This window comes from Novosphingobium malaysiense (assembly GCF_000802225.1).
GTDB lineage: Bacteria > Pseudomonadota > Alphaproteobacteria > Sphingomonadales > Sphingomonadaceae > Novosphingobium > Novosphingobium malaysiense.
Map to the genome: position 1 here is coordinate 752667 of NZ_JTDI01000003.1, position 21087 is coordinate 773753.

General features: G+C 64.7%; 24 protein-coding genes. 20 read left to right on the forward strand and 4 right to left on the reverse strand.

What is annotated here, in order from left to right; genetic code table 11:
- The first annotated feature begins 11 nt into the window (after positions 1 to 11).
- Genes LK12_RS11455 through LK12_RS11485 form a run of 7 tightly spaced genes read left to right on the forward strand, consistent with a single transcriptional unit; the run spans position 12 to position 3983 of the window.
- Positions 12 to 383, forward strand: a complete 372-nt coding sequence (locus LK12_RS11455; protein WP_039283617.1) for a DUF1428 domain-containing protein — start codon at positions 12 to 14, stop codon at positions 381 to 383.
- A 2-nt stretch (positions 384 to 385) separates the two neighbouring features.
- A complete protein-coding gene (locus tag LK12_RS11460) occupies positions 386 to 1198 on the forward strand; it encodes a VOC family protein (RefSeq protein WP_039283620.1) in 813 nt (270 codons plus the stop codon).
- Positions 1199 to 1256: 58 nt separating this feature from the next.
- Positions 1257 to 1883: a glutathione S-transferase family protein gene (locus LK12_RS11465; RefSeq protein WP_039283622.1), complete on the forward strand. Its 627-nt coding sequence runs from the start codon at positions 1257 to 1259 to the stop codon at positions 1881 to 1883.
- Positions 1880 to 2383, forward strand: coding sequence for a VOC family protein (locus tag LK12_RS11470; RefSeq protein WP_039283624.1), 504 nt, complete (start codon positions 1880 to 1882; stop codon positions 2381 to 2383). The genes LK12_RS11465 and LK12_RS11470 overlap by 4 nt, the downstream gene beginning before the upstream one ends.
- Positions 2380 to 3033 carry a glutathione S-transferase family protein gene (locus LK12_RS11475; RefSeq protein ID WP_039283627.1) on the forward strand — a complete coding sequence of 218 codons (654 nt, stop codon included), beginning with the start codon at positions 2380 to 2382 and terminating at the stop codon, positions 3031 to 3033. The genes LK12_RS11470 and LK12_RS11475 overlap by 4 nt, the downstream gene beginning before the upstream one ends.
- Before the next feature lie 12 nt (positions 3034 to 3045).
- The gene (locus LK12_RS11480; protein WP_039283629.1) at positions 3046 to 3510 is read left to right on the forward strand and encodes an SRPBCC family protein; all 465 of its coding nucleotides are present in this window, start codon (positions 3046 to 3048) and stop codon (positions 3508 to 3510) included.
- Entirely contained in the window at positions 3507 to 3983 is a 477-nt protein-coding gene (locus LK12_RS11485) for a GFA family protein (protein WP_039283631.1), read from the forward strand. Before LK12_RS11480 ends, LK12_RS11485 begins: the two co-directional genes overlap by 4 nt.
- A gap of 66 nt (positions 3984 to 4049) precedes the next feature.
- On the opposite strand, the gene LK12_RS11490 is transcribed toward LK12_RS11485, so the two are convergent.
- Together LK12_RS11490 and LK12_RS11495 are read right to left on the reverse strand one after the other, a co-directional pair.
- Positions 4050 to 4793: a hypothetical protein gene (locus LK12_RS11490; RefSeq protein WP_039283633.1), complete on the reverse strand. Its 744-nt coding sequence runs from the start codon at positions 4791 to 4793 to the stop codon at positions 4050 to 4052.
- Positions 4794 to 4983: 190 nt separating this feature from the next.
- Positions 4984 to 5571, reverse strand: coding sequence for a J domain-containing protein (locus tag LK12_RS11495; protein WP_039285208.1), 588 nt, complete (start codon positions 5569 to 5571; stop codon positions 4984 to 4986).
- A gap of 39 nt (positions 5572 to 5610) precedes the next feature.
- On the opposite strand from LK12_RS11495, the gene LK12_RS11500 reads away from it, so the two are divergent.
- The 9 genes from LK12_RS11500 (at position 5611) to LK12_RS23820 (ending at position 14038) form a co-directional block, all read left to right on the forward strand.
- On the forward strand, positions 5611 to 5883 hold the full coding sequence (locus tag LK12_RS11500) for a BolA family protein (protein WP_197063515.1): 273 nt from the start codon (positions 5611 to 5613) through the stop codon (positions 5881 to 5883).
- Positions 5884 to 5949: 66 nt separating this feature from the next.
- Entirely contained in the window at positions 5950 to 6603 is a 654-nt protein-coding gene (gene hisG / locus LK12_RS11505; protein ID WP_039283636.1) for an ATP phosphoribosyltransferase, read from the forward strand.
- Positions 6603 to 7892 carry a histidinol dehydrogenase gene (gene hisD, locus LK12_RS11510; RefSeq protein ID WP_039283639.1) on the forward strand — a complete coding sequence of 430 codons (1290 nt, stop codon included), beginning with the start codon at positions 6603 to 6605 and terminating at the stop codon, positions 7890 to 7892. Before hisG ends, hisD begins: the two co-directional genes overlap by 1 nt.
- Positions 7889 to 8332 carry a transcription antitermination factor NusB gene (gene nusB, locus LK12_RS11515; protein WP_039283641.1) on the forward strand — a complete coding sequence of 148 codons (444 nt, stop codon included), beginning with the start codon at positions 7889 to 7891 and terminating at the stop codon, positions 8330 to 8332. The genes hisD and nusB overlap by 4 nt, the downstream gene beginning before the upstream one ends.
- Before the next feature lie 189 nt (positions 8333 to 8521).
- Positions 8522 to 8860: an endonuclease domain-containing protein gene (locus LK12_RS11520; RefSeq protein WP_052223340.1), complete on the forward strand. Its 339-nt coding sequence runs from the start codon at positions 8522 to 8524 to the stop codon at positions 8858 to 8860.
- The gene (gene thiL, locus LK12_RS11525; RefSeq protein WP_039283643.1) at positions 8857 to 9807 is read left to right on the forward strand and encodes a thiamine-phosphate kinase; all 951 of its coding nucleotides are present in this window, start codon (positions 8857 to 8859) and stop codon (positions 9805 to 9807) included. The genes LK12_RS11520 and thiL overlap by 4 nt, the downstream gene beginning before the upstream one ends.
- 157 nt (positions 9808 to 9964) lie before the next feature.
- Positions 9965 to 12058 carry a sodium-translocating pyrophosphatase gene (locus tag LK12_RS11530; RefSeq protein ID WP_039283645.1) on the forward strand — a complete coding sequence of 698 codons (2094 nt, stop codon included), beginning with the start codon at positions 9965 to 9967 and terminating at the stop codon, positions 12056 to 12058.
- A 174-nt stretch (positions 12059 to 12232) separates the two neighbouring features.
- Positions 12233 to 13402 carry a GNAT family N-acetyltransferase gene (locus LK12_RS11535; protein WP_231568326.1) on the forward strand — a complete coding sequence of 390 codons (1170 nt, stop codon included), beginning with the start codon at positions 12233 to 12235 and terminating at the stop codon, positions 13400 to 13402.
- Positions 13403 to 13600: 198 nt separating this feature from the next.
- Complete coding sequence (locus tag LK12_RS23820; RefSeq protein ID WP_052223341.1) at positions 13601 to 14038, forward strand: hypothetical protein; 438 nt, start codon at positions 13601 to 13603, stop codon at positions 14036 to 14038.
- Between the two features lie 57 nt (positions 14039 to 14095).
- Here LK12_RS23820 and uvrC read toward each other — a convergent pair whose 3' ends face one another.
- Together uvrC and LK12_RS11550 are read right to left on the reverse strand one after the other, a co-directional pair.
- Complete coding sequence (gene uvrC / locus LK12_RS11545; protein ID WP_039285215.1) at positions 14096 to 16039, reverse strand: excinuclease ABC subunit UvrC; 1944 nt, start codon at positions 16037 to 16039, stop codon at positions 14096 to 14098.
- A gap of 56 nt (positions 16040 to 16095) precedes the next feature.
- Positions 16096 to 18792, reverse strand: coding sequence for a TonB-dependent receptor (locus LK12_RS11550; protein ID WP_231568327.1), 2697 nt, complete (start codon positions 18790 to 18792; stop codon positions 16096 to 16098).
- A gap of 209 nt (positions 18793 to 19001) precedes the next feature.
- Here LK12_RS11550 and infA point away from each other — a divergent pair, with 209 nt between their 5' ends.
- From infA to LK12_RS24205, 4 genes are read left to right on the forward strand one after another with little or no spacing between them, the layout of a single operon-like run.
- On the forward strand, positions 19002 to 19247 hold the full coding sequence (gene infA / locus LK12_RS11555) for a translation initiation factor IF-1 (protein ID WP_007014967.1): 246 nt from the start codon (positions 19002 to 19004) through the stop codon (positions 19245 to 19247).
- Positions 19248 to 19266: 19 nt separating this feature from the next.
- Complete coding sequence (locus LK12_RS11560) at positions 19267 to 19866, forward strand: Maf family protein (RefSeq protein WP_039283651.1); 600 nt, start codon at positions 19267 to 19269, stop codon at positions 19864 to 19866.
- On the forward strand, positions 19859 to 20833 hold the full coding sequence (locus tag LK12_RS11565) for an Rne/Rng family ribonuclease (protein ID WP_039283654.1): 975 nt from the start codon (positions 19859 to 19861) through the stop codon (positions 20831 to 20833). Before LK12_RS11560 ends, LK12_RS11565 begins: the two co-directional genes overlap by 8 nt.
- Positions 20830 to 20997 carry a DNA gyrase inhibitor YacG gene (locus LK12_RS24205; protein WP_082010463.1) on the forward strand — a complete coding sequence of 56 codons (168 nt, stop codon included), beginning with the start codon at positions 20830 to 20832 and terminating at the stop codon, positions 20995 to 20997. The genes LK12_RS11565 and LK12_RS24205 overlap by 4 nt, the downstream gene beginning before the upstream one ends.
- Positions 20998 to 21087: the final 90 nt, after the last annotated feature.

Genomic DNA, 21087 nt, shown 5'->3' on the forward strand with positions numbered 1-21087 from the left:
GGAGACATGCCATGTCCTATATCGAAGGCTTCATCATCCCGGTCCCCATTGCCAACAAGGACCTTTTCATCGCCCATGCCCGCGAGATCGACCCGATCTTTCTCGAACACGGGGCAACCCGGGTCTGGGAATGCTGGGGCGACGATCTCCAGCACGGCAAGCAGACCGATTTCTATCGCGCGGTGGAGGCCAAGGAGGACGAGACGGTCTGCTTCAGCTGGATCGAATGGCCCGACAAGGCCACGCGCGAGGTGCAGATGGCCGCGCTGATGAAGCTGATGCAGACCGACCCGCGCTTCGATCCGGACCAGAACCCGGTACCCTTCGATGGCAAGAGGATGGTCTTCGGCGGCTTCGAACCCGTCGTCGTCATGGGAGAATGAGCATGGCCGATCCGGCAGGCAGCTTCATCTGGTACGAGTTGATGACCACCGATCCCGACGCAGCCAGCGCCTTCTACGGTGACGTCATGGGCTGGCAGGTCACCGGCGGAGGCCCTCAGGCAAAAGGCATCGAATATCGCCACATCATCCGCAGCGACGGCGGTAGCGCTGGCGGGATGCTCACGCTCACCGACGAGATGCTGGCCGGTGGCGCGCGGCCGGGATGGTTCGGCTACATCCACACGCGCGATATCGACGCAACGGTAGAAGCGATCCTCGCGGAGGGCGGCGGCGTGATGATGCCGAAGACGACGATCGAGGTCGGCAGCTTTGCGCTCGTCACCGATCCGCAGGGCGTACCCTTCTACGTGATGACTCCGGTCCCGCCCGCGCACGATCCCGACGCCACCAGCGACGTGTTTTCCGTCGACCGCCCGCAGACGGTACGCTGGAACGAGCTTGTCACACCCGACGACGAGGCTGCAGTTGCATTCTACGGCCGGCATTTCGGCTGGACGCAGGAAGGGGCGATGCCGATGGGAGATCTTGGTGATTACCGCTTTCTGCAGGCGAACGGCGTGGGCATCGGCGCGGTGATGAAGAAGGCCGATTTCATGCCGGCCGCCGGCTGGGGGTTCTACTTCGGCGTCGAGGACATCGACACCGCCATTGCCGCAGCCAAGGCCGGCGGCGGCAATGTCTTGGGCGAACCCGACCAAATTCCCGGCGGGGAGTGGACGGTTCACGCGTTCGATCCGCAAGGGGCCTTCTTCGGCCTCGTCGGCCCGCGCCGCATTGCCGGCCAAAATAGTTGACGGCCGCCGCTGTTCCCGTAATGTTCCCCATCCCGGCAATAGCCAAGGAGCCCGAGTGATGGCCGACTACACGTTCTACACGAATCCGATGTCACGCGGGCAGATTGCTCGCTGGGCCCTGCACGAAGCCGGGGCGGATTATCAGTCGGTGATTGTCCAGTGGCAGGACAAGCCGGCCGCGTTTCTCGCCGCCAATCCCATGGGAAAGGTGCCCACCCTCGTCCACCATGCCGCGGACGGGGACAGGGTCGTGACCGAAGCGGCGGCAATCTGCCTGTACCTTGCCGAGATGCATCCCGAAGCGGGCCTACTGCCGAACGACGGGGAAATGGCCAATTATTATCGATGGACATTCTTCGCCGCCGGTCCGGTCGAACAGGCAATCACCTCGCGCAGCCTCAAGTTCGAACCGACACCCGAGCAGGAAGGCATGGCTGGCTGGGGCAACTTCGAGCGAACGATGAAGACGCTCGACGGCCACCTCTCGGCATCGAAGTGGGTCTGCGATGGGCGCTTCACAATGGCCGATGTCTACGTCGGCAGCGCTGTCGACTGGGGCCTCAACTTCGGGATCATGCCGCCCCTGCCCTCCTTCGTCGGTTATGCCGAGCGTTGCCAGGCCCGCCCGGCCTACAAGGCGGCGAAGGCCATCGACAATGCCCTGATCGCGGAGATGAAGAAATGACCGAGCCCAACACGGCCGCCAAGGCGTGCATCTGCCTGTGGTACGATGGCACGGCGCTCGAGGCCGCCGAATTCTACGCCGCCACATTTCCCGACACACATGTGACACGTGTCGAACGCTCGCCGAGCGACTATCCCGACGGCAGCGAAGGCGACGTTCTGACAGTGGAATTCTCGCTGATGGGGATCGACTGCTTTGGCCTCAACGGCGGTCCCCAGTTCCCGCATTCCGAAGCCTTCTCGTTCCAGATCGCGACCGATACGCAGCAAGAGACCGACCGCTACTGGAACGCCATCGTCAATAACGGCGGCGCCGAGAGCGCGTGCGGCTGGTGCAAGGACAAGTGGGGCCTGTGCTGGCAGATCACGCCGCGTGCCCTTACGCAGGCCCTGTCCGATCCGGACAGGGACGCAGCACGCCGCGCAATGCAGGCAATGATGACCATGCAAAAGATTGACATCGCCGCAATTGAAGCGGCGCGAAAGGGAGAAACTGCTTGAGTCTTGAAGTTTTCGGACACCCCTTTTCCTCGTACACGTGGAAAGTGCTTATCGCGCTCTATGCGGCCGAGGTCGATTTCGAATTCCGCATCGTCGATGCCGACCATCCCGAGAACACCGAGGTGGTCCAGTCGGCCGGTCCGCTCGCCAAGTTCCCGGTTCTGCGCGACGGCGAGAACCTCCTGTTCGAGGCGACCACGATCATCGAGTACCTCTCGCAACATCACACCGCGAGCGAGATGCTGATCCCGTCGGAGCCCGACGCGGCCATCGGCATGCGCATGCTCGACCGCGTCTTCGACAATTACGTGATGGCGCCGATGCAGAGCGTGGTGGACGAATACCTGCGCGATGCCGAAAATCCGGATGCGGCGCGCATCGCCGAAGCGCGCACCAAGCTCGACAAGGTCTATGCCTGGCTTGAAGGGTGGCTGCGGTTCTATCCGGCCGGCGATCAGGTCACGCTGATCGAATGCGCCGCCGCCCCGTCGCTCTTCTATGCCGACTGGGTTCACCCGATCCCCGAACAGCTTGCCCGCCTGCGGCGCTGGCGCACCCATCTCCTGCGCCTGCCCGCCGTAGCGCGCTGCGTGGACGATGCGCGCCCGTATCGCCAGTTTTTCCCGCTCGGTGCCCCCGACCGCGATTGAAGGAGAGGATCAATGGCAGATACCCAGCCGGCAAACGAACTTTCGGTCACCCGATACATCGATGCCCCGCCCGCAAAGGTCTGGGAGGTGCTGGCCGAGCGGCAAAGCGAATGGTGGTGCCCTAGGCCGTGGCGCGCGGAAGTGGATCGGCAGGACCGGCGCGCGGGCGGTGCCTGCAACATGACCTTTCACGGCCCCGATGGCGAGGAAATGCCGCAAAACGGCATCTATCTCGCGTTCGAGGAAGGGCGCCGCTTCGTCACGACCGACGCGGTGACCGAAGAATTCCAGCCCTCCGGCCCTTTCATGATCGGCATCTGGGAAATCGCTCCGGAAGGCAATGGCACCCGCTATACCGCCCGCGCCCGGCATTGGAGCGATGAAACCCGCAAGCAGCATGAGGAAATGGGCTTCATCGATGGCTGGACCGTATGTGCCGCACAGCTAGCGGAAATCTGTGAAGGCGAAGCGGGATGACGGCACGCGGTCGCTGCGCCTGCGGAAATGTCCATTTCCGCCTCGAGACGCATCCCATCGTCGTGCATTGCTGCCACTGTCGATGGTGCCAGCGGGAATCGGGAACTGCCTTTGCCCTCAACGCCCTGATAGAGACGGACCGCGTCACCGTCGTCGAAGGAACGCCGGAACGGACGGACATCCCATCCGCCAGCGGCAGGGGCCAGGCGGTGTTTCGCTGTCCGGAATGCCAAGTCGCGCTATGGAGTCATTTCGGCGGCGCCGGCGAAAAAGCCGCATTCGTCCGAGTGGGCACGCTTGACGATCCTGACGCCTGCCCACCCGACGTGCATATCTACGTCGACAGCAAGCAACCCTGGGTAGTGATCCCCGAAGGTGCCGAACAGTTCCCGGCCTATTATTCCGGCAGGGACGTGGTGCGCATCTATGGCGAAGAGGGCGCGGCACGGTGGAAAGTCCTGCGCGAGTCCTGATCGCGTCTCATCTCACGACCGAGACGGCGGTTCGAAACGCCGAGCCAACCGCTGGATGCGGAACGGCTATCGCTGCAGCCAGCCGAAAAGCCGGCGCAGGATTGCAGCTAGCCCGGTCTCCGGTTGTTCCTCAGCCTGCAAAGAGACCCCGAGTTGGGCGCGCAACCTGTGGCTGCGAACCGATGCCTCTGCCGGCGGTGCGGGAGAGGCAGTCTCCGCAGAGGTAGGGACAGGGACAGCCGCAGGCGTAGCCTCGTCCGGCTCCGCATCCGGCTCGTAACTGTGATATTCGTCGGCGCCGAGGTCTTCGGAGACGGCCTCCCGCGCAAGCGTTTTCGGCAATTCCGACGCACTTTTCTCGTCGTCGGCTTCCCGGTCGGCTGCACCGTCATGACCGGCGGCTGCGACATCGGCCTTGCCGATCACCGGCGCAGGTTCGGATACTTCCTCGCGCTCCGACGCGGCTTCCACCGGCTCACTTTCCTGCGTATCGACCGGTTCCTCGATCTGCTGCGTCTCGCCGACAGAAATGGCGTCTTCGGCCTGGGACTGTGCCGGCAATCCGGTTGCCTCGGGCCCCATCTCCGGCTGATCGGATTCGTGAAAGCCGTGTGATGCGTCCAATTGAACCTGACGCGCCGCAGCTTCCGCTTCTCCCGAATCGAGCATCACCACGGGTGTCCGCTTGGACTTGTGAGCGCCGACGTTCAGCAGGCTGGCGAAACCCTTAGATTCCGCCGAATCGTCGACCGTATCGTCCTCCTCTTCGCCGAGGAAATTGGGTCGCGGAAGGTCCGTGGTTCTTTTCATGGCCTCGTGATCGCCTCATTCGTTGCGCATCATGAAGCGGCATACAAAGGCTAATCTGGTTGGCATCGCGTTTCGAAGGATAGTTACGATGCCGGAAGGAATATCCCGCTGCATCCGGCCGTCCCGTACGGGTTACGCGCGGCGTCGCCGCCGCGGAACCGGGACGGTCGCCGAGGGCCGACCTCGGACGTCAGGCGAATGCGGCCGCCTTTCGCAGCAGTTGATAGGCTTCGACCACGGTTTGCAGTCGGGGGGAATGGCTGTGATCGCCACCATTGTGATCCGGGTGGTACTGACGCAGCAGCCGGGTGTAGCGTGCGCGCAGGGTCTTGCGGTCGATGTCCGATTCCAGCCCCAGCACTTCCAGCGCGCGGCGTTCTTCCGCCGTGAACCGGTTCTGGGCGCGAATGTCGGCCTGACGGCGCTTCACGTGAGCGCGGGCCCTGGAACTGATCGCTTCCAACGGGTCCGAAAAGTTCGCCCAGTTCGGCGTTCCGTCCACGCCTGCATCGGCCCGAAACGCGCGCGTCTCGGTTTCCCAGCCATGCAGCGGCGACTGGGCGCGGAAGATCTCTTCGGCTTCCATGCCCTCGAAATAGTCGTAGCCCGAATTGAACTCGCGCACGTGCGCCAGACAGAACCAGCGGTAGTCCCCCGGCCCGTCGAAACCGGACGGCCGACCGCCCGGCGCCCGGAACTCGCCCGCCTCTTCGCATCCCGGCCAGTTGCATTCGCGGCCGCCGGATTCGTACCTGCCATGAAATCTTTGATGTCTCACCGGCTTCAAGATGGGGCATCGCATCGCTAAATGGAACCCATGACCGGACCACTCGCGCAGGAAATGCGGCAACTGCTAACAGCCGCGCTGGAGCCCACGCAGCTCGACATCATCAACGATTCCGCCAGCCACAGCGGCCACATGGGCGATGACGGCAGCGGCGAATCGCACTTCACCATCGTCATCGAAAGCCCGAAGTTCGCCGGCGTCTCGCGCCTGCAACGCCAGCGCATGGTCAACGGCGCGCTGGGCGACATCCCCGGCGAGCGCGTCCACGCCATCGCCATCAAGGCCCGCGCACCGGGCGAATAAGGCCGCCAGCGGCCGCCCCTCATCGCCGGTTGCCCTTTCGCTGCATGCGCCCTAAATGCGCGCACCATGCCGAAACCGCTGACATTCGCCGTGCCCAAGGGCCGTATCCTCGACGAAGCGCTGCCGCTCATGGCGCGTGCAGGCGTCGTGCCCGAGACGGAGTTCCACGACAAGAAGTCGCGCGCGCTGTCGTTTGACTGCGAGAACAGCGACATGCGCCTGATCCGTGTGCGCGCATTCGACGTCGCCACCTTCGTGGCCCATGGCGCCGCACAGGTCGGCATTGTCGGCTCGGACGTGGTCGAGGAATTCAACTATTCCGATCTCTACGCGCCGGTCGATCTCGATATAGGACACTGCCGCCTGTCGGTGGCCGAGCCGGTCGGCGAAGAGGGTGGCGCCCTACCCTCGCACCTGCGGATCGCCAGCAAGTATCCCAACCTCACCCGCCGCCACTTCGAGAAGCTGGGCGTGCAGGCCGAAGTGGTGAAGCTCAACGGCGCGATGGAACTGGCGCCCTCGCTGGGCCTGTCGAGCCGGATCGTTGATCTGGTCTCCACCGGACGCACGCTGAAGGAAAACGGTCTCGTCGAAACGAGCCGCATCCTGGACATTTCCGCGCGCCTGATCGTCAACCGCGCCGCGCTCAAGACCGACGAGCGCGTGGGTGCGCTGGTCGAGGCATTCCGCGCGCTTGTGAGCGAGAAAGCCGCCGCCTGATGCTGCGCCTGTCCTCCAAGGCGCCCGGTTTTGCCGAGGCCTTTTCCCGCGTGGTGGCCGACCGGCGCGAAAGCGCGGTCGATGTCGCTGCCGATGTGGCCGCAATCCTGAAAGATGTGCGGGCACGCGGCGATGAGGCGCTGGCGGAACTGACCGCGAAGTTCGACGGCCACGATCTCGATACGAGCGGCTGGAGCATCGATGCCGAGGCGTGCCGCAAGGCCTTCGACGCGCTCGATCCGTCGCTGCGCGAAGCCCTCGAACTCGCGGCTGAGCGCATCGGCGCCTATCACGCCGCGCAGTTGCCTGAGAACCGCGACTATACAGACGATACCGGCGTGCGCCTCGGCGCGACCTGGCATCCGGTCGATGCGGCGGGGCTCTATGTGCCCGGCGGCCGCGCGGCCTATCCCTCCTCGCTGCTGATGAACGCCATTCCGGCCAAGGTCGCGGGCGTAGAGCGACTGGTCGTCGTCACTCCGACACCCAGGGGCGAAGTCAATCCACTGGTTCTCGCCGCCGCGCATCTCGCAGGCGTCGATGAAGTCTGGCGCGTCGGCGGGGCTCATGCCGTGGGCGCGCTCGCCTATGGCACCGGCCGGATTGCGCCGGTCGATGTCATCACCGGCCCCGGCAATGCCTGGGTCGCCGAAGCCAAGCGCCAGCTCTACGGCGTCGTCGGCATCGACATGGTGGCGGGACCAAGCGAGATCCTCGTGATCGCCGATGGCAAGAACGAGCCGCGCAAGGTTGCAGCCGACCTGCTCAGCCAGGCCGAGCATGACCCGACCTCGCAGTCGATCCTCATCACCGACGATGCGGCTTTTGCCGACGCCGTCGCCGCGGCCGTGGAAGCCGAACTCGCCGCGCTGGCGACACGGGAAACCGCCCGCAAGAGCTGGGATAACAACGGGGTGATCATCGACGTTGCCGCGTTCGACGAAGCTCCCGCGCTCGCCAACCAGCTTGCCGCCGAACACGTCGAGATCGCAACCGACGATCCCGAAGCGCTGATGCGCCAGGTCCGCCACGCCGGTTCGGTATTCCTCGGCCGCATGACCCCCGAGGCCGTGGGCGACTACGTCGCCGGCCCCAACCATGTGCTGCCCACCGGGCGCCGCGCGCGGTTCTCCTCGGGGCTCTCGGTTCTCGATTTCATGAAGCGCACCAGCTTCATTCAGCTCGATCAGGCGGCGCTGGAGGCCATCGGCCCCGCCGCCGTAGCCCTTGCCGATGCGGAAGGGCTTCCCGCGCATGCGCGCTCCATTTCCGTAAGGCTCGGCCAATGACCACATCCAAGAAGGCGCGCACAGCCGCCCGCCTCGCCGCCGTTCAGGCACTCTACCAGCACGAGATGGAAGGCACCCCGATTGCCAGCCTGCTCGACGAATTCCACCGCCACCGCCTCGGCGCGGTGATCGACGACGAGCAGTACCTCGCCGCCGAAGTCGCCTTCTTCGACGACGTGGTGAAGGGTGCCCTCGCCCGGCGCGAGGACATCGACGACCTGCTCGGTCGCAAGCTGGCGCAAGGCTGGTCTCTCAAGCGCCTCGACAAGACCATGCTGCAGATCCTGCGCGCCGGCACATACGAACTCATGGCCCGCGCTGATGTGCCCACGGGAGCCGCGATCACCGAATACGTCGATGTCGCCCACGCCTTCTTCCAGCCACGCGAGGCGAAGTTCGTCAACGGCGTGCTGGACGCCGTTGCCAAGGCGGTTCGCTGATCCCATTGACCTTCCCCCTCGATGGGGGAAGGATACGCAGACTTGGTCGCGCAAGCGACTTAGTCGGAGTTGGATGGGGATGTTGGGTACGCGCGTGATATCACCCCTTCCCAACTGCGGCTAGGCAGACAAGCTGCCAAGCCTTCGTATCCCTCCCCCATCGAGGGGGAGGAAGGGAACTCGCCGGGTTTGAAGAAACATCCGCCTTCGTTGTCGGTCACGCGAGCACGCGAGTTGCGCGGTAATCCCACCGAAGCGGAAAAGGCGATGTGGCGGCTTCTCAAGACCCACTTTCCGGAAGGATGCTTTCGTCGGCAAGTGCCGATCCGGCATTTCATCGCGGACTGTGCCAGCCATCGTTTACGTCTTGTCATCGAGATCGACGGTGGCCAGCATTCGCCGAAAGCCGACGCCGCCCGAACCCGAATGATCGAAGCCGAGGGCTATCGAATGATCCGCTTCTGGAACAACGATGTGCTGAACAACGCGCACGGTTGCATGATCCAACTTCAGGAAGCGCTGCAATGACCACCGAACTCGCCTTCATCGCCGCTCTGCGCGCGCTGGCCGGGACGCCAGAGGCGCGCGGGCTGATGGACGATGCAGCAGTGCTGGAGATCGGTGGCGAGAAGCTGGTGCTGACGCTCGATACCATGGTCGAGAGCGTCCATTTCCTGCCCGACGATCCGCCCGAGGACATCGCCTGGAAACTGGTGGCGGTGAATGCCTCGGACGTGTCCGCCAAGGGCGCCGAGCCGCTGGGCTGCCTCTATTCGCATGCGCTGGGCGAGGAGAGCTGGGACGAGTCCTTCGTCGCCGGGCTGGCTGCTGCCTGCGCGCACTTCCGCATGCCCTTGCTGGGCGGCGACACGGTGCGGATGCCCGAAGGAGCGCCGCGCAGTTTTTCGCTAACCGCGCTCGGCCGTGCCCACGGGCCGGTGCCCTCACGCGGCGGCGCGCAACCGGGCGACCGCGTCTGGGTCAGCGGCACGATCGGTGATTCCGGCCTGGGCCTCGCCGCCCTGACCGGGCGGGGAGCCGATGGCGAGGCCGCGGAGTGGCTTGCAGCTCGTTACCGCCGCCCGTCCCCGGACACACCGCTCGGTCCCGCTCTTGCGCCATGGGTGACGGCTATGATGGATGTATCGGACGGCCTGCTGATCGACGGCCAACGCATGGCCGAAGCCAGTGGCATCGCAATGACGATGAGCGCCGACTCCGTGCCGCTCTCCGACGCCTTCCGCGAGATCGCCGGCGATGAACTGGCCGCCCGGCTCGCGGCGATGACGGCCGGAGACGATTACTGCCTGCTCTTCACCGCTCCGCCCGAACATACCGCCCGGATCAGGGAGACCGCCGCCGGCCTTGGGTGCGAAGTCAATGCAATCGGTCGCATCTCTGCAGGAACAGGGCTGAGCCTCGTCCACAAGGGCGTTTCGGTGCCATTGCCCGACGATCTCGGTTACCGCCACTAAGCGCCGGTTCGCCTTGTCATCACGGCCGAACGCGACACGTGGATGCGTAAAACGCAATTTAGCCGCTTGCCAGTCATAGGGCTTGTCTATAGCCCTTTCGCCTTCGAACGGGAAAACTCGTCGAAATAGCGAAAACATATTGGGAAGGGGGCGTTACGTGAATCTAGTCACGATCGCAATTATCCTGGGACTGCTGGCCATTGTCTATGGCTTCGTAACCAGCCGCCAGGTGCTCGGCTCGCCAGCCGGCAATGAGAAAATGCAGGAAATCGCAGGAGCCATCCAGGAAGGCGCACAGGCCTATCTGAAGCGGCAGTATTCCACCATCGCCATGGTCGGCGTGGTCGTCGCCGTGATCATCGCGGTGACGCTGGGCGCGATCTCGGCTGTCGGATTCGTCATCGGCGCAATCCTTTCGGGCGTCGCCGGCTTCATCGGCATGAACATTTCCGTCCGCGCCAACGTGCGAACGGCCGCCGCTGCCCAGACCGGGCTGCAACAGGGCCTGACGCTCGCGTTTCGCGCCGGCGCCATCACCGGCATGCTCGTCGCCGGCCTCGCGCTCCTCGCAATCGCGGTTTTCTACTGGTACCTTATCGGTCCCGCAGGCCACACCGTGGGCGGCGAGGATCGCACCGTTGTGCAGGCCCTGACCGCCCTCGCCTTCGGCGCTTCGCTCATTTCGATATTCGCGCGTCTCGGCGGCGGCATCTTCACCAAGGCCGCAGACGTCGGCGCCGACCTCGTCGGCAAGGTCGAGGCCGGCATTCCCGAGGACGATCCGCGCAACCCGGCCGTGATCGCCGACAACGTGGGTGACAATGTCGGAGACTGCGCCGGCATGGCTGCCGACCTGTTCGAGACCTATGTCGTGACTGTCGGTGCCACCATGGTGCTGACCGCACTGCTGCTGAAGGGCGCGGACAACCTGATGTCGATGATGGCGCTGCCGCTGCTGATCGGCGGCGTGTGCATCGTCACGTCCATCATCGGGACCTATTTTGTCCGTCTGGGCAAGTCGAACTCGATCATGGGCGCCATGTACAAGGGCTTCCTGGTGACGGCAGTCCTTTCCATCCCGGCCATCTGGTTCGCCATGCAATATGCCCTCGGCAGCATGGAGGCCCCGATCGCGGGTGCGGACTTCAACGGCCGTGTGCTGTTCTACTGCACCCTTCTCGGACTGATCATTACCGGGCTGATCATCTGGATCACCGAGTACTACACCGGTACCGAGTTCCGCCCGGTCAAGTCGATCGCCAAGGCATCGATCACCGGCCACGGAACCAACGTGATCCAGGGTCTTGCCATAAGCCTCGAAGCGACCGCCCTGCCCGCGCTGGTCATCGTTGCCGGCATCGTGGCGGCCTTCCAGTTCGCCGGGTTGCTCGGCATCGCCTATGCGGTGACCGCAATGCTGGCGCTTGCCGGTATGGTCGTGGCCCTCGATGCCTACGGCCCGGTCACGGACAACGCAGGCGGCATTGCCGAAATGGCCGGTCTCGACGATGCGGTCCGCGAAAAGACCGACGCGCTCGATGCCGTCGGCAACACCACCAAGGCCGTGACCAAGGGCTATGCCATCGGATCGGCCGCGCTTGGCGCGCTGGTGCTGTTCGCCGCCTATACGACCGACCTCAGGGAGTTCTTCCCGGGCTTGAGCGTCAACTTCAGCCTCGAGAACCCCTACGTGATCGTCGGCCTGTTGCTCGGCGCGCTCCTGCCGTACCTCTTCGGTGCCATGGGCATGACGGCGGTCGGTCGCGCTGCCGGCGACGTGGTGGTCGACGTGCGTGACCAGTTCGCGGCCGATCCCGGCATCATGGCAGGAACCTCAAAGCCGAACTACGCCAAGACCGTGGACCTCGTCACCAAGGCCGCGATCAAGGAAATGATCGTGCCTTCGCTGCTACCGGTGCTGGCGCCGATCGTCGTCTATTACGTGATCTCCGCCGTGGCGGGATCGGAAAACGGCTTTGCAGCGCTCGGTGCCCTGCTCCTTGGCGTGATCGTCGGCGGCCTGTTCGTCGCCATCTCGATGACTTCGGGCGGCGGTGCATGGGACAATGCGAAGAAATACATCGAGGACGGCAACCACGGCGGCAAGGGCTCCGAAGCCCACAAGGCCGCGGTGACCGGCGATACCGTGGGCGATCCCTACAAGGACACCGCGGGGCCGGCCGTGAACCCGATGATCAAGATCACCAATATCGTCGCCCTGCTGCTTCTGGCAGCCATGGCGGCGGGTTGATAAGAGCCTGACGGCTTAAACTTGCAATGGCCCCGCCGGCCCACGCCGGCGGGGCCTCTTTTTATGCCGGCTGCGAATGTGCCACCGGCCCGGTCCGCAGCGTTAGTAATTCCTTGATGGTTAACGCCTAGGCTTCCCAGGACGAATCCCGCCCCCAACCGGACAATTCGAAACGTGGCAAGCAAGGCAAAGGACGTAGAGCCCAAGCCTTCGGTAACGCATTCCGAAGGCCACCTGGCACGCCCGTCTTTCTGCCGCATCCGGAATGTGCCCTGGCGCACGCTCGAAAACGAAGTGGAGGCGTGGGACAACCTGGCTCGCACCGCCAGCGAACCCAATCCGTTCTTCGAAAGCTGGTACCTTTTGCCTTCGCTGCGCAACATGCCCGAGACCGAGACGATCGAGGTACTTCGCTTCGAACGGGACGGCGAGCTCGCCGGCATTCTTCCGGTCGCGCGGTCCAGCAGATACTACCGTTGGCCGGTCCCTCACCTCACGAACTGGCTGCATGCCAACACGTTTTGCGGAGTGCCGCTGGTTGCGCGCGGCTGCGAAGTGCCGTTCTGGCAGGCCGTCCTGGACTGGGCCGACGAGGCGCCCGGTGCCGCGCTGTTCCTGCACTTGCGCAGGATCGTACTCGGAGGCCCGATGCACACCGCACTCGAAGGCCTCGGAGCCTGCGTCGGGCGCCGGATCGAGATCGTCCATCAGGAAGCGCGCGCGATGCTCGCATCCAGCCTTTCTTCGCAAGCCTATCTGGAAGCCTCGCTACCCGGTAAGAAGCGCAAAGAACTGCGCCGCCAGGCGAAACGCCTCGCTGACCAAGGCGACGTCCGCTTCGAACGCCGTACCGACGCAGACGAGGTCGATGACTGGTGTTCCCGTTTCCTCGCGCTGGAAGCGGCCGGCTGGAAGGGCGCGGCCGGATCCTCGCTCGCCAGCGACGAGAGCACCACACGCCTGTTCCGCGAAAGCCTTGCCGGGGCCGCGGGGCGCGGGAAACTGGAACGGCTTACGCTGTGGCTCGACGACAGGCCGCTTGCCATGCTGGCGACGTTCCTTACGCCGCCGGGCGCCTTTTCCTACAAGACCGCCTTCGACGAGACTTTCGCTCGCTTCTCCCCCGGCGTGCTTCTGCAACGCGAAAACCTCGCCGTGCTGGACCGCCCGGAGATCGCCTGGAGCGACAGCTGCGCTGCAGCAGACCATCCCATGATCGACCACCTCTGGCGCGAACGACGGGCCGTGGGCTCTCTGTCCGTTGCCATCGGCGGCACGCTGCGCCGGTCGCTGTTCAATTGCCTCGTGAAGTCGGAACTGTCCCGCTCTACTGCGCGACGGTAAATTGCGATCACCGTGCAACTCCGATTATTTGCACGACATCCATTCGTTTAATTTGCTCCGGTTGCTCTTTATTTAATAATATAGTAACCCTGTTCACTCGGAAGGCTGGGAGAGCACAATCACATAATTTCTATCTGCCATCTTTCGGTGCGGCTCGAACGCGCCGCAAATTGCGTTCGGCATAACAGGAGAGAGAAGATGCGGTACGGCAAACTTATCTTCATGGCGCTGAGCCTCGTAGCAGCACCGGCACTTGCCCAGGACGAAGGCCCTTCTTACGACAAGGGACCGGTTTGGAATTTCGGACAGATCCAAACTGTCGACGGGCACTTCGAAGACTATATGAAGTGGCTCGCCGGCCCGTGGAAGGAGCAGCAGGAAGCCCTGAAGAAGGCCGGCTACATCTCGGACTACAAGGTTCTCCTCGTCACCGATCCCCGCAAGGGCGAACCGGACATCATTCTCGCTACCGAATATCCCAACATGGCGGCCTTCGATCGGTCGACCGACGAGGAATTCGCCATGGGCCAGAAGATCTGGGGTTCGATGAGCCAGGCCAACAAGGAGCAGGCCGCACGCAGCGAAATTCGCACGGTCCAGGGGGACATGATGCTGCGCGAGGTTACGCTCAAGTAGCGGCCGCCACGAACTCGCGGGCGTGCCAGTAATCGCACGTCCGTGCCGGCGATCCACTTACCCGCCGGGATGGTAGAAATCGTAGATGGTCTGCGCCACTGCGGCGCTGACGCCAGGCGCGCGCTGCAGGTCTTCGAGGCTTGCGGCGCGCACTTTTCCGGCGGTGCCGAAATGCAGCAGTAGCGCCCGCTTGCGCGCGGGGCCGATGCCGGGGATCTCATCGAGCGGGCTTGCCGTGATCGCGCGGCTGCGCTTGGCGCGGTGGGCGCCGATGGCGTAGCGATGGACTTCGTCGCGCAGGCGCTGGAGGTGGAACAGCAGCGGTGAATTCACCGGCAGCATCTTTTCGCGACCATCGGGAAAATGGAACACCTCGCGTCCCTCGCGGCCATGGTGCGGGCCCTTGGCAATGGCGATCAGCGGCACGTCCTCGATGCCCAGCTCTTCCAGCGCATCCTTCACCGCGTTCATCTGCCCCTTGCCGCCGTCGATCAGCACGAGATCGGGCCATGTGCCGCTTTCGCGCTCCGGGTCTTCCTCCTGCGCGCGGCCGAAGCGGCGGGTCATCACTTCGCGCATCATGCCGAAGTCGTCGTCGGTTCGCGCGGTCTTGATGTTGAACTTGCGGTACTGGTTCTTGATGAAGCCCTCGGGCCCCGCGACGACCATCGCGCCCAGCGCCTTGCTGCCCTGGATATGCGAGTTGTCGTAGACTTCGATCCGCTGCGGGACTTCGGGCAGCTCGAGGAACTCGGCCATCTCGCGCATGACCTTCGCCTGCGTGCCGCGCTCCGCCAGTCGGCGCTCGAGCGCTTCCACGGCATTGCGGGTGGCCTGCTCCATCAGGCGCTTGCGCGAGCCGCGCTGGGGAACCGAGATCTCGACCTTGCCCCCTGCCCCTTCGCGGAACGCCTCGGCCAGTAGCTCGCGCTCGGGCAAGTCGCGGTCAACCAGGATAGTCCGCGCGGGCGGCACTTCCTCGTAGAACTGGGTGAGGAAGCTCTGCAGCACGTCTTCCTCGCTCAGGCCCTCGGTATGGGTGGGGAAGAACGCGCGGTGCCCCCAGTTCTGCCCGCCGCGAATGAAGAAGGCCTGCACGCCGATGTGCCCGCCCTTGGCCGCCATCGCGAAGATGTCGGCATTGTCGAGCCCTTCGGCGTTGATCGCCTGACTGCCCTGAATGAAGGTCGCCGCGCGCAGGCGGTCGCGCAGCATGGCGGCGCGTTCGAAGTCGAGCGCTTCGGCCGCCTCGGCCATCTGCGCCTCGATCTTGCGCTGCACCGCGCTGGACTTGCCGCCGAGGAAGTCCTTCGCCTCCTGCACCAGTTCGGCATAGCCTTGCTTGTCGATCCGATCGACGCAGGGCGCCGAGCAGCGCTTGATCTGGTAGAGCAGGCACGGCCGGTCGCGCCGCGAGAAGAAACTGTCGGTGCAGCTGCGCAGCAGGAACAGCTTCTGCAGCGCGTTGATCGTGGTGTTCACCGATCCGGCGCTGGCGAAGGGGCCATAGTAGTTGCCCTTCGCCTTGCGCGCGCCGCGGTGCTTCATGATGCGCGGAAAGTCATTGTCCGCCCGCAGCAGGATGAACGGGAACGATTTGTCGTCGCGCAGCAGCACGTTGTAAGGAGGGCGGAAGCGCTTGATGAGCTGCGCTTCGAGCAGCAGCGCTTCCGCTTCCGAATTGGTTGTGACGATCGTCATCGAGCGCGTCTGGCTGACCATGCGCTGCAAGCGGATCGGCAGCTTGTCCCACTGCACGTAGTTGGCCACGCGATTGCGCAGAACCCGCGCCTTGCCGACGTAGAGCACATCGCCGCGCGCATCCTGCATGCGGTAGACACCGGGCCGCGTCGGCAGTGTGCGCACGGTGTCGCGGATCACTTCGGCGCCGGCCTGCAGATCGGGCTTGTCCGATCCGCGCACGGTATAGGTCGCCCGCTCCTCGTTGAAGCGTTCGAGGCCCTTGGGGTGATCAGGAGTGCCGGCAGGAGTACGCGCCATGCCCGTGCAGATAGGACATGAGGCGCGGGTTCGGTAGCCCCGCGCCGCGATCATCCTCAGAACATCTTGCGGATATCGATGCCCACGACGCGCCCCTGCGGTTCGCGAAAGGCGGCCTGATAGGCGATCGGCACCAGGCCGTTCTCGTCGGTGACCTTCTGGCGGGAATCGAAGAGGTTATCGACAGTGAACGCGACACGCGCGCCCTTCAGAAACGGCACTTTCGCCACCAGATTCTCGTTGCGGCCAAGGTCGGCGAAGAGCCGCAGGTCGACGAGCATCGTACTGCCGAAACGCAAGTCCGAACTGCCTGGGAGGCCGGTTCCGTTGACGCGGGCCGGGGCATCCCACTCGGCCTTCATGCGCAGGCCATAGCCATTGGCGAATACGCCGCCCGATGCCTCGATCGCGTGGCGCGGCACCCCGCCCGTCGACAGTGCATCCCCATCGAGTTCGTCCAGCACCGGCACGCCCTGGGCAATGCGCACCGTCTCGGAGAAGCGCCAGGTATGATAGACCGAAAGATACCAGCGCCCGCCGCGCCTTCCACGCCCGAACCTTGCGGCCGGGCCACGCGAAGAGCGGCTGCGTGCGGCCGATTCCCCACCGGCTTGACCGCCACTGCTGCCGTCGGCCCTGCAGACCCGCATCTTGAACTGCGCGAGCCGGTCCGGATCGATTTTGCCATCCGGTCCCATGAGGCGTTCCCGCAGTCGCTCGGGCAAGGTCGCCGGATCAGGCGCGGCGTCGCCGCTGCACAACTGCTTGCGCAGCGCTTCGAAACGCGACGGGTCGTAACCGGACCGGTTGGAAGCTCCCGTTTGCGCCGATCGAGGCGTAGAATTTCGCCCCCCGCCACCAGAGCGGCCTTGGGAAGACCGATTGCCGCCGCCGATATTGCCGGAAACGTTGAAGCCCCAGCGCATCCGCGAACTGGCAACCCGATCGTACGTCACAGCGCGGCGATCCAGCGCGATCAGGTTTCCGGCAGCATCGCGGATCACGCGGCCGGGAAAAGCCGTCTCCACGGCAGGCGTGAACAGCGGGAACGATTCCGTGACATTGTCCGACCGGTTGCGGAAATACTCCACCAGCAGGTTGGCCCGGTCGAGGAACGGCAACTGCCATGTCGCCGAGAGCTTGATGTCGCGCTGCTTCTCCTTGACCAGGTCCGGGTTTCCGCCGCTGATCGTGGTGACCAGTGCAGTCGTTCCGTTGGCGAAGTCATAGATCGGCACGTTGTAGTTGAACACGGTCGGCGAGCCGAGCTGCGCCAGAGACGGTGCCGCCTCGTCGACGAGGTAGCTGGCCTGTAACGTCAGCTTTTCGGTGGGCGACCAGGTCAGCCCGGCGCTCCAGTCGGTCAGCGTTCCGAAGTCGGAAAGGTGGTTGAGCCCTCCGCTCAGATTCAGCGTCAGGTCGCCGATGGCGCCGAGGACATCCTCATCCTTGCTGGTGAGCGGCAGAGCGAGGTTCAAGCCACCTTGCACGTCGCCGCGCTTGAGATCGACGGTGCCGGGCGTGTTGCGGCTGTCGTCGCTGCGGGTGTTCGTGAAGTCGTACCCGCCCTTCACGGTCAGGTTGGCATCGCCGGCCGGCATCCGGAACGGGGTACCGACGAGCGTGGCGAGGCTGGTGACTTCAAGCGCCCGGTTCCGCGCCGTGTCAACGCCTGCGCCCGGCACGAAAGGCAGTGCGCCGTCTATCGTCAGAACGCCGGCATCCACGGCCGATTGCAGGACGGAGGCGTCGCGGCGCCGGCCGACCTGGGTGGACGTATCGGTATGGCTCCCGTCGAGCGTCGCGCTGAACTCCCAGTCGCCAAGGTACTTGCTGAAACCCAGCCCGCCCTCGAAGGCATCGGTGATCACCCGGGTGGTGAGCGGATCGGGCAACGTGCGCAACGCGCTATCGGCGCCATCCGTCAGCAGCACGGAATCGAGGCCGGAGAGAGATGTCTGCTGGGTGTGGGTGTAACCACCGCTGGCCGTGATCGAGCCGCCCAGCCCGTTCTCGCCCAGGCCCTGCGTCATCGTGCCTTCCAGAGACAGGTCGTAGTCGGAAGAGGCGAGGCTGCGGTAGCGTGCGGGATCGGGATCGCCAGCGACATCGGGCGTCGACGACGCTTCCTGCCGGACGTTGCGCTCGTTCTCGGTCAGCATCGTCGTCTGGACGATCTTGACCGAAAAGTTGTAGCGGCGCGGGCCGGACACATTGAACAGGCCGGTTTCCAGCTCGTAGTTGTCGTAGCCGCCGCGCGTGGGTCGATTGTATTCGCCCGCCCCGGTGATCGACGCGAACTGGTCCTTGAGGATCATGTTCACCACCCGCTGGTTGGCCGGGTAGCCGAAGCGCAGCGCCACTTCCTCGGGCAGTATTTCCACCCGGCGGATCGCTTCGGGCGGCATGCGGCGCATCTCGCGCCAACTGGTGATGCGCTGGCCGTTGATCAGCATGACCGGCCGCCCGCCACCGCGCCCTCTTCCACTATTGGTCTGCGGAGAGATCGCCGCGATCAGTTCCTCGATGGAATTGGCCCCGTAAGCCTCAATGTCCTCTTCTTCGAGGATTTCGACCGGCTTTTGCGGCACCTCGATGTGCCCCCTGATGCGCGGGGCGAGAACCAGGATCTCGTTGCCGTGAACTTCCAGCGGATCTTCCCCGTCCTCGTCCTCGCGAGAGGGAGCCGGGACTTCAGCCGCAAGAACAGGAACTGGTAGACATAGACAACCGGCAAGGCTTGCCAGGGACAAGGGACGCAATCGGATTCTCCGCCAAGAATATTCAATTCCCTTCCCAAAAACGCTCATGCCGCCGCTGGTTTCGTGCCGCAATCTTCCGGAGGGTAACATTTTGTCGCAGAGGTATTGCAGAACGCTGAACTGCCAAGGCTTCCATTTTATCGCCGTGGTGGCTATGTCGCGCCGCGATGACACGACAGAAAAACGGACACTGATCGCCAATGGCGAAAGAAGAACTCCTCGAGATGCGCGGACGGGTGGTAGAACTACTGCCCAACGCCATGTTCCGCGTCGAACTGGAAAACGGCCATGAAATCCTCGGCCACACGGCAGGCAAGATGCGAAAGAACCGCATCCGCGTGCTGGTGGGCGACGAAGTGCTCGTGGAGCTGACGCCCTACGACCTCACCAAGGGCCGTATCACTTATCGCTTCATGCCCGGTCGCGGTGGCCCCGGTCAGTACTGAAGCCCCGTCCGCCGACGCGATGCACGCAGACGCGGCAGCCCACGGTCCTGCTCCCCGACTGATCCTGGCTTCGGCCAGCCCGCGCCGTCGCGAACTGATTTCGCGGCTCGGCGTGGTCCCGGATGCAATCGAGGCGGCCGATATCGACGAAACCCCGGCAGCGCGCGAACTGCCGCGCGACTATGCGCGCCGCATGGCACGCGAGAAGGCGTTAGCGCTGGCTCCGGGCGATGCCCACGTCCTGGCCGGCGATACCGTTGTCGCCTGCGGACGCCGCATCCTGCCCAAGGCCGAAGATGAAGCCGCGGCGCGCCAGTGTCTCGATCTGCTCTCGGGCCGCCGTCACCGGGTTCTCTCCGCCATCGCCCTGCGCGCACCCGACGGTGCCCTGCGCGAACGCGTGTGTGAGACCATCGTGCGCTTCAAGCCGCTCTCGCGCGAGGAAGTGGAGGCCTACATCGCCGGCGGCGAATGGGAGGGCAAGGCCGGGGGCTATGCCATCCAGGGCAGCGCCGAAGGGCTGATCGCCTGGATTTCCGGAAGCCATTCCGCCGTCGTCGGATTGCCGCTTTTCGAAACCCGCGCCCTCCTGAAATCGGCAGGATTCCCGATTGCCTGAGTGGCTGGTGGAAGACGGGATCGGCGAAAGCCGTGCGATCCTGACCGATGGGGGTGAGGTCCTCGCGGCACGCCTGCATTGGCCGGGAGGTCTGGCTGCAGGGAAGATCGACGACGCGGTTCTCGTCTCTCGGCGCAGCGGCGCCTCGCGCGGCACCGTCCGCTTCGCTTCCGGCGAAGAAGCGCTCGTCGACGGCTTGCCCGCCTCGGCCAGCGAAGGCGCGCCGATCCGTGTCGAGGTCACCCGCTCTGCCATGGCCGAGACGGGGCGGTACAAGCGCGCGCAGGCACGTTTCAGCGAAAGGGCGCGTCGGGCTGCACCTCCGCTGGCGACAGCACTGCAGAGCGAAGGCCTGCGGGTCCGCGCCGTCACGCGCTTTCCCGAGGATCCCTGGCCCGACCTGATCGCGGAAGCAGTCGATGGGGTGCTGGCGTTCGATGGCGGCACTCTCGTGGCCTCCCCGACTCCGGCGATGACCCTGATCGACATCGATGGCACCTTGCCACCCAGGGCGCTGGCGCTTGCCGCCGTGCCCGCCATCGCCTGCGCCATCGGCCGCTTCGATCTCGCCGGTTCGATCGGGATCGATTTTCCGACGCTGGAACGCAAGGATGACCGCCGCGCCGTCGACGAGGCTCTGGCCGAAGCCCTTGCGCACTGGCCCCACCAGCGCACGGCGATGAACGGCTTCGGTTTCGTCCAGCTGGTCGCCAGGCTGGAGCGCCCCTCGATCCTGCAGCGCGTCCGCAGCGACCCCGCCGGAGCTGCCGCGCGCCTGCTCTTGCGCCGCGCCGAAAATGTCGCGGAGCCGGGCGTGCTCCTGCTCACCGCGCATCCGGCGGTGCGCTGTGCGGTTACAGCCGCCTGGGAACGCGAGCTGACGCGCAGAACCGGCCGGACGCTTCGCTGGCAGGAGGACCCTGCCCTTGAACTCCTCGGCGGATTCGCGCAGGCGGTGCAGCAATGACCCAGTCCGAACGCAAATGCCCCATCTGCGGAAAGCCGCGCAAACCCGATCATGCTCCCTTTTGCTCGAAGCGCTGCCGCGATCGCGATCTGCTCAAGTGGCTCGACGACGGCTATGCCCTGCCCGGCCCTCCGAGCTTTCCGGACAATTCACAGGACGATTGAATTTCCTTTCGATTAGGGGGTTGCAAAGGCGCCTGAGCTTCGCCATAGGCCCGCAACCAGCCGCTCGACGGTCCCCAGGGACTTCACGTT

Excerpts from the sequence above, each read along its gene's own strand:
- hisD (WP_039283639.1), top strand. The coding sequence starts at position 6,603 with ATGCTGCGCCTGTCCTCCAAGGCGCCCGGTTTTGCCGAGGCCTTTTCC.
- hisG (WP_039283636.1), top strand. The coding sequence starts at position 5,950 with ATGCCGAAACCGCTGACATTCGCCGTGCCCAAGGGCCGTATCCTCGAC.
- LK12_RS11460 (WP_039283620.1), top strand. The coding sequence starts at position 386 with ATGGCCGATCCGGCAGGCAGCTTCATCTGGTACGAGTTGATGACCACC.
- LK12_RS24205 (WP_082010463.1), top strand. The coding sequence starts at position 20,830 with ATGACCCAGTCCGAACGCAAATGCCCCATCTGCGGAAAGCCGCGCAAA.
- LK12_RS11560 (WP_039283651.1), top strand. The coding sequence starts at position 19,267 with ATGCACGCAGACGCGGCAGCCCACGGTCCTGCTCCCCGACTGATCCTG.
- infA (WP_007014967.1), top strand. The coding sequence starts at position 19,002 with ATGGCGAAAGAAGAACTCCTCGAGATGCGCGGACGGGTGGTAGAACTA.
- LK12_RS11470 (WP_039283624.1), top strand. The coding sequence starts at position 1,880 with ATGACCGAGCCCAACACGGCCGCCAAGGCGTGCATCTGCCTGTGGTAC.
- uvrC (WP_039285215.1), bottom strand. The coding sequence starts at position 16,039 with ATGGCGCGTACTCCTGCCGGCACTCCTGATCACCCCAAGGGCCTCGAA.
- LK12_RS11455 (WP_039283617.1), top strand. The coding sequence starts at position 12 with ATGTCCTATATCGAAGGCTTCATCATCCCGGTCCCCATTGCCAACAAG.
- LK12_RS11490 (WP_039283633.1), bottom strand. The coding sequence starts at position 4,793 with ATGAAAAGAACCACGGACCTTCCGCGACCCAATTTCCTCGGCGAAGAG.
- LK12_RS11465 (WP_039283622.1), top strand. The coding sequence starts at position 1,257 with ATGGCCGACTACACGTTCTACACGAATCCGATGTCACGCGGGCAGATT.
- LK12_RS11480 (WP_039283629.1), top strand. The coding sequence starts at position 3,046 with ATGGCAGATACCCAGCCGGCAAACGAACTTTCGGTCACCCGATACATC.
- LK12_RS11500 (WP_197063515.1), top strand. The coding sequence starts at position 5,611 with ATGACCGGACCACTCGCGCAGGAAATGCGGCAACTGCTAACAGCCGCG.
- LK12_RS23820 (WP_052223341.1), top strand. The coding sequence starts at position 13,601 with ATGCGGTACGGCAAACTTATCTTCATGGCGCTGAGCCTCGTAGCAGCA.
- thiL (WP_039283643.1), top strand. The coding sequence starts at position 8,857 with ATGACCACCGAACTCGCCTTCATCGCCGCTCTGCGCGCGCTGGCCGGG.
- LK12_RS11485 (WP_039283631.1), top strand. The coding sequence starts at position 3,507 with ATGACGGCACGCGGTCGCTGCGCCTGCGGAAATGTCCATTTCCGCCTC.
- nusB (WP_039283641.1), top strand. The coding sequence starts at position 7,889 with ATGACCACATCCAAGAAGGCGCGCACAGCCGCCCGCCTCGCCGCCGTT.